Raw genomic sequence first — 14,723 nt, 5'->3', positions numbered from 1 at the left:
TTGTTCAGCCTCCCACCTCTTTAAATTCCGCCCAGCGCACGGCATGGTACACGGATGAATCAGCCGGCGCCCTATCGCGTTCTCGCGCGCAAATATCGCCCCAGCAACTTCGCCGAGATGATCGGCCAGGATGCGCTGGTTCGCACCCTGACCAATGCCATCGCCACCGGGCGTATCGCCCAGGCCTTCATCCTCACCGGCGTGCGCGGCGTGGGCAAGACCACCACCGCCCGTATCATCGCGCGTGCGCTGAACTGCACCGGCGCGGATGGCAAGGGCGGCCCGACGATCTCGCCCTGTGGCGTCTGCGACAACTGCAAGGCCATCGCTGAAGACCGGCATCCCGATGTTTTTGAGATGGACGCCGCCTCGCGCACCGGCATCGGCGATATCCGCGAGATCATCGAGGCGGTGCGCTATGCGCCCTCGATGGCGCGCTACAAAATCTACATCATCGACGAAGTGCACATGCTCTCCACGGCGGCCTTCAACGGCCTGCTCAAGACGCTGGAAGAGCCGCCGCCGCATGTGAAATTCGTCTTCGCCACCACTGAAATCCGCAAAGTGCCGGTCACGGTGCTGTCGCGCTGCCAGCGTTTCGATCTGAAGCGCGTCGAGATCGCCGTGTTGAACGCGCATTTCAAGCGCATTGCCGAGGCCGAAAGCGCCCAGATCGACGAGGATGCGCTCACCCTGATCAGCCGTGCTGCCGAAGGCTCGGTGCGCGACGGTCTGTCGTTGCTCGACCAGGCGATCGCCCATGGCGCCGGCCAGGTGAATGCCGATCTGGTGCGCGACATGCTGGGCCTGGCCGATCGCGGCCAGGTTTTTGCGCTGCTCGACCAGTTGCTGCATGGGCAGTTGCCTGAAGCTCTCGAAAATCTGCAGGCGCAGTATCGTGTCGGCGCCGATCCCGCCGTGGTGCTGCAGGATCTGCTTGAACTGACCCACTGGCTGACACGGGTGAAGGTGGTTGGCGGCACGCCCGATGACGTCACCCTGCCGGAGACCCAGCGCAATCGCGGCCGCGATCTGGCCGCCAAGCTCGGCATGCCGGTGCTGGCGCGCAGCTGGCAGATGCTGCTGAAAGGTCTGCAGGAGGTGCGCGCCGCGCCGGTGCCGCTGGCGGCCGCCGAAATGGTGCTGGTGCGCTTTGCCTATGCCGCCGATCTGCCCAGCCCGGCCGATCTGGCGAAAGAATGGAAAGACAAGGGCGGCCCCGGCGTTGCCGCGCCGTCGTCGCGGCCCACGGGCGGCGGCAATGGTGGCGGTGCCAGTGCAGGCCTCGCGGTGGCGGCCCAGCCGCGTGCGATGGCAACTCCGCAGCCGCAGCCGGGCGAAACCGTGGCGCTCGCCGCCATGCCGGCGAATTTCTCTGCCGTGGTCGCCCTGTGCAAAGAGATGCGCGAAGGCATGCTGGCCGGCGAACTGGTCAATGATGTGCATCTGGTCAGCTTCGAGGCCGGCCGCATCGAACTGCGGCTCAATCCGGGCGCCCATCACGATCTGCCCAGCCGCCTGATCGAGAAACTGAAAGCCTGGACCGGCCAGCGCTGGATGGTTTCTCTCAGCAAGCTGCCGGGCGAGCCGACGCTGGCCGAGCAGGAGCAGGCGCAGGACAGCCAGCGCCGCGCCCATGCCCAGGCGCATCCGCTGGTGCAGGCCGTGCTCACCACCTTCCCCGGCGCCGCGCTGGACGACGTGCGCGAACTGGTGCCCGAGGTGGTCGAGGCCGAACCGGCTGCGGACGAGGCGGCAGATGGCTATGCCACCGACGATGTCGATCCGCTTGATGAACTCGATTGAGCGTTTAAGGAGTCCGCCATGAAGAATCTCGGCAACATGCTGAAACAGGCCCAGGCCATGCAGCAGAAGATGCAGGAGATGCAGGCCGAGCTGGAGGCGCGCGAGGTACAGGGCGCGGCCGGCGGCGGCATGGTCACGGTGACGCTGAACGGCAAGAGCGAGCTGAAAGCCATCAGGATCGATCCGGCGCTGATGAAGGAAGACGAGCGCGAAGTGCTGGAAGACCTGATCAAGGCCGCCCATGCCGATGCCAAGGGTCGCGTCGAGCGCGAAATGGCCGAGCAGATGCAGAAGCTCACCGCCGGCATGCCGCTGCCGCCGGGCATGAAACTGCCCTTCTGAGTCCCTGATCCATGGCCGGTCCGGAGATCGAGCGGCTGATCCAGCTGCTGGCGCGACTGCCCGGCCTTGGCCCGCGCTCGGCGCGGCGCGCCGTGCTGCATCTGCTGAAGAAAAAAGATGTGCTGCTGGTGCCGCTGGCCGCCACCCTGAAAGAGGTCGGCGAGAATGTGCATGCCTGCAGCACCTGCGGCAATCTCGACAGCCGCGACCCCTGCGCCATCTGCACCGATCCGCGCCGCGACGAAACCCTGCTCTGCGTGGTGGAAAGCGTGGCCGATCTCTGGGCGCTGGAACGCGCCAGCGTGTTCCGCGGCCGCTACCATGTTCTGGGCGGCACGCTTTCCGCTTTGGACGGCGTCGGCCCCGCCGATCTCAATGTCGATGGCCTGATCGGCCGTGTGCAGGGCGGGAAAGTCCGTGAAGTGATCATCGCCACCAATGCCACGGTGGAGGGCCAGACCACGGCGCATTACATCACCGACCGCCTAGCCGCCCTGAATGTGCAGATCAGCCGCCTGGCCCATGGCGTGCCGGTCGGCGGTGAATTGGATTATCTCGACGACGGTACCCTGGGCGCCGCGCTGAAGGCGCGTCGCCCGCTTTAGGCAAGCCCGCCCGCTGTAAAGGTCACTGTCCCGGATCGCCGCGCCGCGCTAGGCTGGCGGGTATGAAGGCAGTCTGCATTCTCGCCCTGTTAAGCTTCGTCGCCCTGGCTCCCGCTGCCCGGGCGGCCGATCTGCGGCTGGGCTATATCGATCTGGAACTGCGGCCTTTCCTGACCGGCGAGGGCGCCACCGTGCCGGCCCGGCCTGGCATGGCGGTCGAACTGCTGCAGCGCTGCATCAAGCGGGTCGGCGGCACGCTGCAACTCACCCGCATGCCGCTGCGCCGCCTGATCGAGGAGGTCAGGGCCGGCCGGCAGGATGGCATCCTGGGCTATCGCTACGCCGCTGATCGCGCCGTGGATCTGGTCTATCCGATGCGCGGCGGCGGCCTCGATTCCAGCCGCCATGTCGTACCGCTGGCCTATTCGATCTATCGCCGGCAGGGCGATGCGATCAGCTGGGATGGCCACAGTCTCACGGGCCTGAATAATCCGGTGGCGGTTACCGCATCGGCGCTGATCGCCGATACGCTGCAATCGCGCGGTGTGGATATCGTGCGCGTGGAAAACAACGCGCAGATGTTCGGCATGCTGGCGCTCGGCCGCGTCGATGCACTGGTGACGCTGGATATCGCGGGCGACCGCCTGCTGCGCGAGCAGGACAACCGGCAGGTCGAGAAACTGTCGCCACCGCTGGTGGCCGAGGAATTCTACGTTCCGGTGTCGCAGGCCTTCTATGCCGCCAATCGCGACTTCACAGAACGTTTGTGGCAGGTGCTGGGCGAGTCGCGCGATGCCACCTATGCCGAACTGACACCCGGCTACCTGTTCTAGCTCCGGCTGCCGTCCCTGGGCTACACTGGGTCGATGATACTGTCGATTCTAGCCATTGTGCTGGCCTTGCTGCTGCCGCCGGTGCCGGCGCATGCGCTGGAATTGCGGCTGGTTTATACCGACCAGGATACGCGGCCCTATCTGGCCGGCACCGGCACGGTTGTTCCCGCGCAGCCCGGCATCGCGGTCGAACTGGTGCAGCGCGCCGCCAGCCGACTCGGCGCCAGCCTGCGGCTTACGCGCCTGCCGGCGCGGCGCATGATGGAAGAGGTCAAGGCCGGGCGGCAGGATGGCATTCTCGGTTTCCGCTATTCCCAGGACCGGGCGCGCGACCTGGCCTTCCCGATGCGCAACGGCATGCCCGACACCGCCCGGCATGCGGCGCGGCTGGCGCATTCGCTCTACCGCCGGCAGGGCAGTGCGATCTCCTGGGACGGGCTGCATATTGGCGGCCTGCAGACGCCGGTGGCGGTCAGCGGCACCCAGCTGGTTTCCGAGACACTGCTGGCCCAGGGCATCGAGATCGTTCGCATCGAAAGCAGCGGACAGATGTTTGGCATGCTGGCGCTTGGCCGCGTCGACGCGGTGGTGATCCTCGATATCCTGGGGGATCGCCAGATGGCGGAGCAGGGCGGCGGCCGCATCGAGAAACTGTCACCGCCGGTGCTGGTCGAGGATTTCCACGTGCCGGTCTCGCAGCGTTTCTATGCCGCCAACCGGGATTTCACCGAACAACTGTGGCAGCGCATCGGCGCCCTGCGCGATGCCACCTACAACGAGCTGACGCCGGTTTACCTGGCTAGCCCCTGAAACTGTCCTTGCGCTTGCGCGTCTCGGCAAACACCGCCACATCGTCGGCGGCCTGCAGCCCCAGCGTGGCGCGCAGGTTCGCGCTCATCGGACGCAGGAAGGGGTTGGTCGCCTTTTCCTCACCCAGTGAGGAGGGCACCGTGGGCTTGCCGGCGGCGCGCAGGGCCTTGATGGTGTCATAGCGCGCCAGCAGCGCGGCATTGCCCGGTTCAACGGTGACGGCAAAGCGTGCATTTGATTCGGTATATTCATGGGCGCAGTAGACGCGGGTGTCGTCGGGCAGGGCGCGCAGCTTCGACAGGCTGGCCCACATCTGCGCCGGGGTGCCCTCGAACAGCCGGCCGCAGCCCAGCGCAAACAGCGTGTCGCCGCAGAACAACGCCTGGCTCTTGGCGAACCAGTAGGCGATATGGCCGCGCGTATGGCCCGGCACGTCGAACACCCGGGCCGTCTCCTGGCCCAGATTGATGCCCTCGTTGTCGGCCACGGCGATGTCGAGGCCCGGGATGCGTTCGGCATCGGCTTCCGGCCCGATGATCTTGCAGCCGGTGGCCTCCTTCAGCGCCATATTGCCGCCCACATGGTCGGGATGATGATGGGTGTTGAAGATATGGGTCAGCGTCCAGCCGCGCTTGTTCAGCTCGGCCAGCACCGGCTCATGCACGGCGGGATCGACCACGCCGACGGCACCCGATTGCGGTTCGCGCATCAGATAGACGTAATTGTCGTTCAAAACCGGAATCTGGACGATGTCGAGGGGCATGGTGCTCTCTACCAACAAACGCAGGAACAGGTAATATAGCGCGATGCTGCGACCCGACATCATCGATCTGCGCGAATTTTACGCTAACCCTCTGGGGCGGGCGGCGCGCCGCCTGCTGCGCCTGCGCCTGCGCGCGCTCTGGCCCGATGTGAAGGGCATGACGGTGCTGGGCCTGGGCTATGCCACGCCATATCTGCGGATTTTCGAGGGCGAGGCCGACCGCGTGCTGGCGGCCATGCCGGGCCCGCAGGGTGTGGTGCGCTGGCCGCGCGGCCTGCCCGGCCGCGTCATGCTGGTGGACGAGGACGACCTGCCGCTGCCCGATGCGAGCGTCGATCGCCTGCTGCTGCTGCATGCGCTTGAAAATTCCGAAAACGTGCGGGTGCTGCTGCGCGAGGTGTGGCGCGTGCTGACGCCGCAGGGCCGTCTGCTCGCCGTGGTGCCGAACCGCCGTGGCATCTGGGCCCATATCGATGCCACGCCGTTCGGCCAGGGGCATCCTTACACGCCGCCGCAGCTTACCCGCCTGATGCGCGACTCACTCTTCTCACCCACCGCGTCGCAGGCAGCACTCTGGCTGCCGCCATCCGACCGCGCCTTTGTCATCAAGGCGGTGAATGCCTGGGAGAAGGCGGGCGAGATGCTGTGGAACCGCTTCTCCGGCGTGCTGCTGGTCGAGGCCGAGAAGCAGGTCTATGCCGGCGTGCCGGCGCGTGCCGTGAAGGGCAGGCAGAAGCAGTTCGTGTTCAGGCCGGTGAATTCAATCGGCGCCCATCGCGCCGAGGACGACTAGGCGCCGCGCCGGCGCAGCAGGTACACAGCCTGGGCGCCAAACCAGTTGGCCGGCGCGTTCTGCAGCCGTTTGCCTTCGCCATTCACGGCGATGCGCTGTTCCACCACGAACCCGTCACGCGCGCACAGCTCGTCGAAATCGGCAATCGTGCACAGGTGGATGTTCTGCGTCTCGTACCACGGATCGTCCAGCGCCGCCGTCATCGGCATGCGGCCGCCCAGCAGCAGCTGCATGCGCACGCGCCAATAGGCGAAATTGGGAAACGACACGATGGCGCGCCGGCCGATGCGCAGCATTTCATGCAGCACCTTGCGCGGATTGCGGGTCGCCTGCAGCGTCAGGCTCAGCACCACGTAATCGAAGGCGGCATCGGGGTAGTCCGGCAGGTCGCTGTCGGCATCGCCCTGGATCACCGAAAGGCCACGCGCCACGCAGGCATTCACGCCGCTCTGGCGGATTTCGATGCCGCGGCCATCGACCTGTTTCTCGCTGGCCAGATATTCCAGCAGGCTGCCGTCGCCGCAGCCGACATCCAGCAGCCGGCTGCCCGGAGTCACCATCTCGGCGATCATCAGCAGGTCGCGGCGGATATCCTTGTGGCCGGCTGCAGCCGGTATGCGTGCTTCGGTCATGCGCGTGCCCCGTTGAGGCCGCGCTGTTCGGCGCAGCCGTCGATGAAGCCCTTCAGCGTGGCAAACATCACCGGTTCATCCAGCAGGAAGGCGTCGTGGCCCTTGTCGGTTTCGATTTCCACGAAGCTGACATTGGCCGCCGCCGCATTCAGCGCGCGCACGATTTCCTTGTTCTCCGAGGTGGGGAACAGCCAGTCGGAGGTGAAGGACACCACGCAGAATTTCGTCCGCGTGCCCTGGAATACATTGGCGAGGTTGCCGCCGGCCTGGCCGGCCAGGTCGAAATAGTCCATCGCGCGGGTGATGTAGAGATAGGAGTTGGCGTCAAAGCGTTCGACGAAGCTGGAGCCCTGGTGCAGCAGATAGCTCTCGACCTGGAATTCGGTCTCGAAGCCATAGGTGATGCGTTCGCGATTCTGCAGGTTGCGGCCGAACTTGCGGTGTAATGCGGCTTCCGACAGATAGGTGATATGGGCGGCCATGCGCGCCACGGCCAGGCCGGCGCGCGGGATGGTGGCCTGCGCGAAATAGTCGCCCTTGTGCCATTGCGGATCGGCATAGATCGCCTGGCGGCCCACTTCATGGAAGGCGATATTCTGTGCCGAATGCTTGGCGGCACAGGCAATCGGGATCGCCGCAAACACGCGCTCGGGATAGCTCGCCGCCCATTGCAGCACCTGCATGCCGCCCATTGAGCCGCCGATCACGCAGAACAGCTGGTGGATGCCCAGATGGTCCAGCAGCATGGCCTGGGCATTCACCATGTCGCGGATGGTGATGACCGGGAATTTCAGGCCATAGGGCTGGCCATCGGCGGGATCGGCATCCTTGGGGCCCGACGAGCCCATGCAGCCGCCCAGCACATTGGTGCAGATGACGAAAAAGCGGTCGGTATCGATCACCTTGCCGGGGCCGACCATGGTGACCCACCAGCCGGGCTTGCCGGTGATCGGGTTGATGTTGGCCACATGCTGGTCGCCGGTCAGCGCATGGCAGATCAGCACCGCATTCGACTTGTCGGCATTCAGTCGGCCATAGGTGGTGTAGGCGATCTGGAACGGGCCGAGATCGAGCCCGCAATCCAGCTTCAGCGGCAGGGTTTCACCCAGGGTCACCCGGTGTCCAGGGCCAATGGGATCGAGGCTATGCAAGGGGGGGTGCGCGGCACTCATAGGCAGCCGTAAATATCCTACAGGGCTTGGAGCGGGTGCTTTCCGGCGCACCAAACCGGGCGTCGGAACCCGGGCCGGGACCCTGTCCGGCGCGGGAACCCGTGCTTACGGACCCCCGGCCCCCCTGTCAACGGCTGAATTGCCCCTGTGATGGCCCGGTCGATCACGCCCGGGTGAGCCCTCGGCCTTGCGGGCCGGACCGGCTGACCCTATGACTATGCAGCATTTTTTGACCAGTCATCCCCATGAGTGACCATATTCCAAGCCTCGCCGACCTGCGGCGCGACATCGATGTGCTGGACGACCAGATCCTTGATCTGCTGCGTCGTCGTGCCGAAGCCGTGCAGCGTGTCGCCGGCGCCAAGGACCGCGAAGCGCAGCAGGGGCCTGCCGGTTTCCTGCGGCCGGGCCGCGAGGCCCAGATCCTGCGCCGGCTGACCGGGCGCCCGCACGGCGGCCTGCCGCTGGCGGCGCTGACCCGCATCTGGCGCGAACTGATTTCCTCGCTCTACCGCTTCCAGGCCCCGGTGAAGGTGGCGGTGCATGCGCCGAACAAGTCGGCCGCACGCTGGGATCTGGCCCGCGACTTCTACGGTTCGACCACGCCGATGCAGCTCTGCACCACGGCCAGCGCCGTGCTTCGCGCCCTGTCGCAGCCGGCGACGCTGGGCATCCTGGCGATGCCCGAAGAGGGCGAAAAGGAGGTGTGGTGGCCCCTGCTGGCCAGCCGCTCTCCCGACACCCCCCGCATTGTTGCCCGCCTGCCCTTCGTGCCCAACCCGCGCGGCCGCTTCGCCGAGCTGGGGGCCTATGTCGTCGCCGCTTCGCCGCCCGAGGAATCGGGTGACGACCGCACGCTGCTGGTGCTGCAGATGAACGAAGCCTCGCCCAGCGTGGCGCGGCTCTCCACCCTGCTGGGCCAGGTGGGGCTGGATGGCCAGGTGGTGGCGCAGTATCGTCGCGACGAAGGCGCCCGCGTCATGGTCGAGCTGCCCGGCTTCATCACCCAGGACGATGCCCGGCTGGCCGCATTGACCGCCGCCGATCCGTCCCAGATCGCCGATGCGGTGGTGGTGGGCGCCTATGCCGTGCCGCTGCCGGCCGAAACCGAGTAAGGTAACGCCGATTATTCGCTTCAAGGAGTGACTGCTGTGACTGCGCCCAAGCCGCAACCCGGAATTCTCGACATTGCCCCCTACAAGGGTGGCGAAGCAGCCGTGCCGGGCGTCACCAGGGTGCACAAGCTCTCCTCCAATGAAACGCCGATGGGCCCGAGCCCAAAGGCGATGGCGGTGTTCCAGAAGCTCGCCACCGAACTGCATCGCTATCCCGATGGCGGCGTCGAAACCCTGCGCGAGGCGCTGGCGGCGCAATACGGTATCCCGGTCGACAATATCGTCTGCTCGAATGGCTCGGACGAGATGATCTCGCTGATCTGCGCCGCCTATGTCGGGCCGGGCGACGAGGTGGTCTATTCGCAATACGGCTTCATGATGTATCCGATCGCCACGATGGCGCGCGGGGCGACGCCGGTGGTGGCGCCAGAAAAGAACTTCACCGCCGATGTCGATGCGCTGCTCGCCGCCGTCACGCCGAAGACCAAGGTGGTGTTCCTCACCAATCCGAACAATCCGACCGGCACCTACATTTCGGCTGCCGAGCTGCGCCGCCTGCGCGAGGGCCTGCCGGCCGGCGTGCTGCTGGTGGTCGATGCGGCCTATGCCGAATATGTCAGCCGCAACGACTATTCCAACGGCATGGAACTGGTGGCCGAGCGCGACGACACCATGGTGCTGCGCACGTTTTCCAAGATCTATGGCCTGGCCGCGCTGCGGCTGGGCTGGGCCTATGCGCCGGCCAATGTGGTGGCGGTGCTGAACCGCGTGCGCGGGCCTTTCAACGTCAATGCCGCGGCCCAGGCCGCTGGCGCGGCAGCGCTGGGCGATACCGAATGGCTCGACAAGAGCCGCGCCCATAACGATGCCGAACTGGTGCGCGTGCGCACTGCCCTGGAAAAACTCGGCATCAAAGTGGTGCCCAGCGTGGCGAATTTCCTGCTGATGCGTTTCCCTGGCGGCGCCGAGCAGGTCAAGGGCGCCGATGCGGCGCTGCGCAAAAAGGGCCTGATCCTGCGCGGCATGGGTGGCTACGGCCTGCCGGACTGCCTGCGCCTGTCGATCGGCACGGTGGAGGAAGACGACATGGTGATCGCCGCGCTCACTGCCTTCATGCAGGGCTGAGCCATATCATGGCGAAGCCGCTCTTCGACCGTATTGCCATCATCGGCATCGGCCTGATCGGTTCCTCCATTGCGCATGCGGTGCGTGCGCAGGGCCTGGCCCGGCATATCGCCATCGCCGATGCCTCCGAGGCCCATCGCAGCGAAGCCGCCGCGCTCAAGCTGGGCGACAGCGTGCATGGCGATGCCGCCGAGGCCGCCCAAGACGCCGATCTGGTGATGCTCTGCGTGCCGCTCGGCGCCAATGCCGCGGTGGCCCGGCATATCGCCCCGGCGCTGAAGGCCGGCGCCATCGTCTCCGATGTCGGGTCGTGCAAGCAGGCGGTGATCCGCGATGTGGCGCCGCATCTGCCCAAGGGCGTGCATCTGGTGCCTGGTCATCCGGTGGCCGGTACCGAACATTCCGGGCCGAAGGCCGGCTTTGCCGCGCTGTTCCAGAACCGCTGGTGCATCCTGACGCCGGAAGCCGGCACCGATGCGGCGGCGGTCGAGAAGATGAAGGCGCTTTGGGGCGCGTTCGGCAGCAAGGTCGAACTGATGGAGCCGCGCCACCATGATCTGGTGCTGGCGATCACCAGCCATGTGCCGCATCTGATCGCCTACAATATCGTCGGCACCGCCGATGACCTGGAAGCCGTCACTGAATCGGAAGTGATCAAGTATTCTGCCGGCGGCTTCCGCGATTTCACCCGCATCGCCGCCTCCGACCCCACCATGTGGCGCGACGTCTTCCTCAACAACAAGGAAGCCGTGCTCGAGATGCTGGGGCGTTTCACCGAGGATCTGATCGCGCTGCAGCGCTCGATCCGCTGGGGCGAGGGCGAGCAGCTGTTCAACCTGTTCACCCGCACCCGCACGATCCGTCGCGCCATCATCGATGCCGGCCAGGAAACCGCGGCGCCCGATTTCGGCCGCAGCGCCCAGACGGGGACAGCGGCAGTTACTGACCCGGCAAAACCGAAGGCAGGCTGAACAGCGCCGCCGGGCCGAGGAACAGCTTGCCGTCCTGTGCCGTCACCGGCACCGGCAGATAGGCAACACCCTTCTCGTCGCGCTGCGACAACAGGGCGATGGCGGCCTTGGTGGGCGCCGCATCCTGGCTGCGCATTTTGCCGGCGGCGACCAGCGCGTCGATGGCGGCATCGGCATTGCGCATCTTGCCGCCCATGGCGCCCAGCGGGCGGAACTGCTTGTCCAGGCTCAGCGAACCATCGCCATCCAGATGCAGGTTGCTCCATTCCAGTGCGATGGTGCTGAGATCAACGATGCCGCCGGAATCGCGCCATGAGCCGAGCATTTCCTCCAGGCTGCGGCCATAGAGGCTGCCGCGCGCATTGCCGACCAGCCGCAGATGCGCGATCTCGCGGCCGAGCGGCCCGTCGGCGGCGGGCGGCAGCACCAGGTCGTCGGCCTGCACGGCGAGATCCAGGCTGGGCGGCACATTGCCGGCGCGGCGGACATGCAGCAGCAGCTTGTCGGCCGACCACGCGTTCAGCGCGCCGCTGAACTCCGGTTTGAGCAGGTCGGCGGCGATGCGCAGCCAGTTGCCGGCGCCATCGGCCACCAGGCTGGCGCGGAACCGTTCGGTGACGATGCTCGCCTGCCGCTCGGCGCCGCCCTCGCGCCAGCCGATGCGCTGGCTGCCGGGCAGGTCGAAAATCACATGATGCAGGTCCCAGAGCTGCAGATGGGCGGTGATCTCGTCGGCCTCCAGGCGCCAGCCGGCGGGATTTTGCGCATCGATCCAGCGCGGCTTGGTCAGGGTCAGCGACAGGCGATAGGGGAAGCCCCACAGCCGCTGGTGTTCGTAGCTGACGTCGCGGCCCTGGCGGCGCTGGCCCTCGATCCAGGCATTGGCCTGCACCGACACCTGATCGATCATATGCGACCACAGCACGTAGTAGCCGAGCAGGCCACCGACAATCAGACCGACCAGAACCAGATAGCGCATGCGCCTTCATATAGCAGGCAGGCCTGCACTTGTCAGGGGGCTTGGCTTGCCATAGCTGGTCATCCAGTGAATAGTGATCGAAACGCGTCTTTCCGCTCGCCGATGTCATCACCCGCCATGCCTGATTCCGTTTCGCGCTCCACCCCTCTCAGCAGTTGGGCCATCGCCGCCATGCCCGGCGTCTTCGTGCTGCTGTGGTCGACCGGCTTCATCGGCGCCAAATTCGGCCTGCCCTATGCCGAGCCGATGACCTTTCTGGTGCTGCGTTTTGCCATTGTCACCGTGCTGCTCTGTGTCTTCGCCGGGCTGACGTCGGCGCCCTGGCCGAAAAGCTGGCGCGAGGCCGGCCATATCGCCATGGCGGGGCTTTTGCTGCAGGCCGTCTATCTCGGTGGCGTCTTCGCCTCGATCTATCATGGCGTACCGGCGGGCATCTCGGCGCTGATCGTCGGCATCCAGCCGCTGCTGGTGGCCGCCGCCGCCGGCCCCGTGCTGGGCGAGACGGTGACCAGGCGCCAGTGGCTCGGTCTGGTGCTGGGTCTGGGCGGTGTCATCCTGGTGGTCTGGACCAAGCTCGGCATCGGCATCGGCACGCCCTGGGGCTATGCGCTGTCGGTGATCGCGCTGGTCGGCATCACGCTCGGCACGCTGTACCAGAAACGCTATTGCCCCGGCATCGATTTGCGCAGCGGCACGGCGATCCAGTTCGCCGCCACCACCGTGGTGCTGGTGCCCTTCGCCTTGCTGTTCGAGACCCGGCAGGTGCAGTGGACCGGCGAATTCCTCTTTGCACTCGGCTGGCTTTGCATCGTGCTGTCGCTCGGCGCCATCACCTTGCTGTTCCTGCTGATCCGCCGTGGCGCCGCCTCGAAAGTCTCCAGCCTGTTCTTCCTGGTGCCGCCCTGCACCGCGCTGGTGGCCTGGCCGCTGTTCGGCGAACAGCTCAGCCTGCTGGCGCTTATCGGCATGGCCGCCACCATGCTGGGTGTCGCGCTGGTCAACATCGCCCCGAAGAAAGCGGCATGACGAAACGGCGGCATATTCCCTTCGATCACGAAGAGCCGCTACCCGGCGAGACAGCGCCTGCCTTCCCGCAGATCCGGCCCGAACGCGGGCAGCCCTTGTGGGTCTTCGGCTACGGTTCGCTGATGTGGGATCCGGGCTTTCCGCATACCAGGGCGATGTCGGCGCGGCTCTGGGGCTTCCATCGCGGCTTCTGCGTCTGGTCGCACCGCTATCGCGGCACGCCGCAGAAACCCGGCCTGGTGCTGGGCCTGATGCCCGGCGGCTCCTGCACCGGGCGGGCCTTCCGGGTGAAGCGCGGTGATGAAACCGCCGTGATCGATTACCTCTATCGCCGCGAGATGGTCACCGGCGTCTATCGCCCGGGCTTTCATCTGGCGGCGATGGAAAACGGCGAACGTGTGCCGGTGCTGGCCTTCGTCGCCGATCCGCATCACAAGCAGTATGCGGGCTATCTGAGCGAGAGACAGGTGATCGACACGATTGCCACCTGCTGCGGTGCGCGCGGCCCCAATGCGGTCTATCTGGCCAATACGGTGCGGCATCTGGATGACCTGGGGATCGGCGACGGGCCCCTGCACCGCCTGCTCAAGGCCGTGAAGAAACGCTGCCCGGATATTTAAAGGAGATCGTCATGGATATGGTTCGGCTCGGACAGACCGGCGTGAAGGTTTCGAAACTCTGCCTTGGCTGCATGACCTATGGCGACCCGAAATGGCGCAGCTGGGTGCTGCCGGAGCCCGAGTCCGAGCCGTTCTTCCGCCGCGCGGTGGAAGCCGGGATCAATTTCTTCGACACGGCGGATGTCTATTCCATCGGCGTGAGCGAGGAGATCACCGGGCGCATGCTGAAAAAGTATGCGAAGCGCGACGAGATCGTGGTCGCCACCAAGGTGTTCAACCCGATGGGGCCGCATGCGAACCAGCGCGGCCTGTCGCGCAAGCATATCCTGCAGGCGATCGACGACAGCCTGCGCCGGCTCGGCATGGATCATGTCGATCTCTACCAGATCCACCGCTACGACCCGGAAACCCCGATTGAGGAAACCCTGGAGGCGCTCAGCGATGTGGTGAAGGCCGGCAAGGCGCGCTATATCGGCGCCTCCTCGATGTTTGCCTGGCAGTTCATGGATGCGCTGCATCGCCAGTCACAGAACGGCTGGGCGAAATTCGTCACCATGCAGAATCACTATAACCTGGTCTATCGCGAGGAAGAGCGCGAGATGCTGCCGCTCTGCGCGAAGATGGGCATTGGCGTGATCCCGTGGTCGCCGCTGGCGCGTGGTTTTCTCGCCGGCGGCCGGGTCAAGCAGGGCTGGGGCGAGACCGAGCGCGCCAAGACCGACGACATCGCCCAGCGCATGTATTACCAGCCCGGTGATTTCACCATCGCCGAACGCGTGTCTTCACTGGCAGAAGCGCGCGGCATCAAGCCGGCGCAGATGGCGCTGGCCTGGATTCTCTCAAAGCCGGTGGTGACCGCGCCGATCATCGGCGCCAGCAAGATGTATCAGCTCGACGATGCGCTCGGTGCGCTGGCGGTGACGCTGACGGCCGAGGAGATCAATGCGCTGGAAGAGCCCTACCAGCCGCATCCGGTGCTGGGGCATTCGTAAGGTCACCCGGCGTGGTCTCAAACAGACCGTCACCCTCGGGCTTGTCCCGAGGGTCCATCCCAACCATCCGCGCAGCGGAACGCGCAGATGGATGCTCGGGACAAGCCCGAGCATGACGTCTTTTCAGTTTGAAGCCGCC

The 14,723-nt window shown here is 66.0% G+C and carries 16 protein-coding genes; 12 read left to right on the top strand and 4 right to left on the bottom strand.

What is annotated here, in order from left to right:
* The first annotated feature begins 54 nt into the window (after positions 1 to 54).
* From AAG799_RS18880 to AAG799_RS18860, 5 genes are all read left to right on the top strand, one after another.
* Positions 55 to 1,806 carry a DNA polymerase III subunit gamma/tau gene (locus AAG799_RS18880; RefSeq protein ID WP_341898360.1) on the top strand — a complete coding sequence of 584 codons (1,752 nt, stop codon included), beginning with the start codon at positions 55 to 57 and terminating at the stop codon, positions 1,804 to 1,806.
* Positions 1,807 to 1,824: 18 nt separating this feature from the next.
* Positions 1,825 to 2,148 (top strand): YbaB/EbfC family nucleoid-associated protein, encoded by a 324-nt coding sequence (locus AAG799_RS18875; RefSeq protein ID WP_341898359.1) that lies wholly within the window; start codon positions 1,825 to 1,827, stop codon positions 2,146 to 2,148.
* A gap of 11 nt (positions 2,149 to 2,159) precedes the next feature.
* Positions 2,160 to 2,753 carry a recombination mediator RecR gene (gene recR, locus AAG799_RS18870; protein ID WP_341898358.1) on the top strand — a complete coding sequence of 198 codons (594 nt, stop codon included), beginning with the start codon at positions 2,160 to 2,162 and terminating at the stop codon, positions 2,751 to 2,753.
* Between the two features lie 62 nt (positions 2,754 to 2,815).
* Positions 2,816 to 3,586, top strand: coding sequence for a transporter substrate-binding domain-containing protein (locus tag AAG799_RS18865; protein ID WP_341898357.1), 771 nt, complete (start codon positions 2,816 to 2,818; stop codon positions 3,584 to 3,586).
* A 33-nt stretch (positions 3,587 to 3,619) separates the two neighbouring features.
* A complete protein-coding gene (locus tag AAG799_RS18860) occupies positions 3,620 to 4,396 on the top strand; it encodes a transporter substrate-binding domain-containing protein (RefSeq protein WP_341898356.1) in 777 nt (258 codons plus the stop codon).
* Here AAG799_RS18860 and gloB read toward each other — a convergent pair.
* Positions 4,386 to 5,159, bottom strand: a complete 774-nt coding sequence (gene gloB, locus AAG799_RS18855) for a hydroxyacylglutathione hydrolase (RefSeq protein ID WP_341898355.1) — start codon at positions 5,157 to 5,159, stop codon at positions 4,386 to 4,388. The genes AAG799_RS18860 and gloB overlap by 11 nt on opposite strands.
* A gap of 43 nt (positions 5,160 to 5,202) precedes the next feature.
* Between gloB and AAG799_RS18850 the strand changes: the two genes are divergently transcribed.
* A complete protein-coding gene (locus tag AAG799_RS18850; protein ID WP_341898354.1) occupies positions 5,203 to 5,952 on the top strand; it encodes a methyltransferase domain-containing protein in 750 nt (249 codons plus the stop codon).
* On the opposite strand, the gene metW is transcribed toward AAG799_RS18850, so the two are convergent.
* Both metW and AAG799_RS18840 read right to left on the bottom strand, forming a co-directional pair.
* Positions 5,949 to 6,584, bottom strand: a complete 636-nt coding sequence (gene metW / locus AAG799_RS18845; protein WP_341898353.1) for a methionine biosynthesis protein MetW — start codon at positions 6,582 to 6,584, stop codon at positions 5,949 to 5,951. The two genes, AAG799_RS18850 and metW, sit on opposite strands and share 4 nt — an antisense overlap.
* Positions 6,581 to 7,756 (bottom strand): homoserine O-acetyltransferase, encoded by a 1,176-nt coding sequence (locus tag AAG799_RS18840; RefSeq protein WP_341898352.1) that lies wholly within the window; start codon positions 7,754 to 7,756, stop codon positions 6,581 to 6,583. Before AAG799_RS18840 ends, metW begins: the two co-directional genes overlap by 4 nt.
* Positions 7,757 to 8,001: 245 nt before the next feature.
* On the opposite strand from AAG799_RS18840, the gene AAG799_RS18835 reads away from it, so the two are divergent.
* The 3 genes from AAG799_RS18835 to AAG799_RS18825 are packed head-to-tail and all read left to right on the top strand — an operon-like array spanning position 8,002 to position 10,967.
* Positions 8,002 to 8,871 (top strand): chorismate mutase, encoded by an 870-nt coding sequence (locus AAG799_RS18835; protein WP_341898350.1) that lies wholly within the window; start codon positions 8,002 to 8,004, stop codon positions 8,869 to 8,871.
* 36 nt (positions 8,872 to 8,907) lie between these two features.
* Entirely contained in the window at positions 8,908 to 9,996 is a 1,089-nt protein-coding gene (gene hisC, locus AAG799_RS18830) for a histidinol-phosphate transaminase (protein WP_341898348.1), read from the top strand.
* Between the two features lie 8 nt (positions 9,997 to 10,004).
* A complete protein-coding gene (locus tag AAG799_RS18825) occupies positions 10,005 to 10,967 on the top strand; it encodes a prephenate/arogenate dehydrogenase family protein (protein ID WP_341898347.1) in 963 nt (320 codons plus the stop codon).
* Here the strand turns inward: AAG799_RS18825 and AAG799_RS18820 are convergent.
* A complete protein-coding gene (locus AAG799_RS18820; RefSeq protein ID WP_341898345.1) occupies positions 10,936 to 11,946 on the bottom strand; it encodes a DUF2125 domain-containing protein in 1,011 nt (336 codons plus the stop codon). The two genes, AAG799_RS18825 and AAG799_RS18820, sit on opposite strands and share 32 nt — an antisense overlap.
* Positions 11,947 to 12,063: 117 nt before the next feature.
* Between AAG799_RS18820 and AAG799_RS18815 the strand changes: the two genes are divergently transcribed.
* From AAG799_RS18815 to AAG799_RS18805, 3 genes are read left to right on the top strand one after another with little or no spacing between them, the layout of a single operon-like run.
* Positions 12,064 to 12,972 (top strand): DMT family transporter, encoded by a 909-nt coding sequence (locus AAG799_RS18815; protein WP_341898343.1) that lies wholly within the window; start codon positions 12,064 to 12,066, stop codon positions 12,970 to 12,972.
* Positions 12,969 to 13,592: a gamma-glutamylcyclotransferase gene (locus AAG799_RS18810; protein WP_341898342.1), complete on the top strand. Its 624-nt coding sequence runs from the start codon at positions 12,969 to 12,971 to the stop codon at positions 13,590 to 13,592. Before AAG799_RS18815 ends, AAG799_RS18810 begins: the two co-directional genes overlap by 4 nt.
* 11 nt (positions 13,593 to 13,603) lie before the next feature.
* On the top strand, positions 13,604 to 14,584 hold the full coding sequence (locus AAG799_RS18805; RefSeq protein ID WP_341898340.1) for an aldo/keto reductase: 981 nt from the start codon (positions 13,604 to 13,606) through the stop codon (positions 14,582 to 14,584).
* The last annotated feature ends 139 nt before the right edge of the window (positions 14,585 to 14,723 follow it).

Origin of the sequence: Ferrovibrio terrae, assembly GCF_943371255.1 — a bacterium.
GTDB classification, from domain to species: domain Bacteria; phylum Pseudomonadota; class Alphaproteobacteria; order Ferrovibrionales; family Ferrovibrionaceae; genus Ferrovibrio; species Ferrovibrio terrae_B.
The sequence above is the reverse complement of the archived record's forward strand: the minus strand, read 5'-3'. Positions and strand labels throughout refer to the sequence as shown.